1 protein-coding gene is annotated in these 1,174 nt (G+C 72.8%); it reads right to left on the bottom strand.

What is annotated here, in order from left to right; genetic code table 11:
* A partial coding sequence (locus ACIRVH_RS46485; RefSeq protein ID WP_403967196.1) for a polyketide synthase dehydratase domain-containing protein occupies positions 1 to 1,141 on the bottom strand: 1,141 nt, incomplete at its 3' end.
* Between the last annotated feature and the right edge of the window lie 33 nt (positions 1,142 to 1,174).

Consider the following 1,174-nt stretch of genomic DNA (forward strand, 5'->3'; position numbering starts at 1 on the left):
CCACCACATCAGCACCACCCACCAACTCCACGAACCGCACATCACCCACCTCGACCGCCGGCACCGCCGTCAACCACCCCACCCGATACAAGGAACGCACGCGATCCACGTGTTCGGGGGCGCGCAGGTGCAGCGTGCCGACCGTCGCAACGGGCCTGCCGGTGCCGTCGGCGACCGCGATCCTGATACCGGCGGACGCAGAACCGCTCAGTCGCACCCGTACGGTGGCCGTGCCGCTCGCGTGCAGTCCCACGCCCGTCCACGCGTACGGCAGCAGCGTGCCGGGCTCGGCGCCCTCGAGGAACGCGGCCCCGTGGAGCACGGCGTCGAGCAGCGCGGGGTGGATGCCGAAGGCCGCCACGTCTCGGACCCGCTCCGGCAGCATGACCTCGGCGAACACGTCGTCCCCGACGCGCCAGGCAGCGGTCACGCCCCGGAAGGTCGGGCCGTAGTCGGTCCCGTCGTAGAAGCCGGTGAGGTCGAGCGCGACGGCCCCGGTCGGCGGCCAGTGCCCCGCGTCCCAGGCCGGTTCGACGGCCGCCGCACGGAGGACGCCGGTCGCGTGCCGGATCCATTCCTCTCCGTCGCGGGAGAAGACGTCGAGTTCGGCGCGGCCGCTCGCGTCGGGCTCCGAGACCCTCACCTGCACAGGAACCGCACCCGTTTCGGGCAGCTCCAGCGGGACGGACAGCGTCAGTTCCTCGATCTGCTGGAGGCCGAGCTCGTCCCCGGCGCGCAGCGCCAGCTCCACGAAACCGGTGCCGGGGAACAGGACCCGGCCGCCCACCACGTGATCCGCCAGCCACGGCTGTGTCCGCAGCGACAGTCGGCCAGTGAGGATGACACCGCCGCCGTCCGGCAGCTCGACGGCGGCGCCGAGCAGCGGGTGCTCCACGGACTCGAGCCCGGCCCCGGACACGCCGCCGGTCGATCCGTGCGTCTCCGGCCAGTAGTAGGTGTGCTGGAAGGCGTAGGTCGGCAGTTCGACCCGGCGGGCGCCCGTGCCGGCGAAGAACGCCTCCCAGTCCACCTTGACCCCATGGGCGTGCAGCACCGCCAGCGCCGTCACCGCAGCCGTTTCCTCATCCCGGTCCCGGCGCAGTGCGGGAACCGTGGTGACGGCCGCGGTCTCCTGGATCATCGCCGACAGCGTCCCGTCCGGCCCCAGCTCCAG

The organism is Streptomyces sp. NPDC101165 (genome assembly GCF_044768135.1).
In the GTDB taxonomy this organism is placed as follows: domain Bacteria; phylum Actinomycetota; class Actinomycetes; order Streptomycetales; family Streptomycetaceae; genus Streptomyces.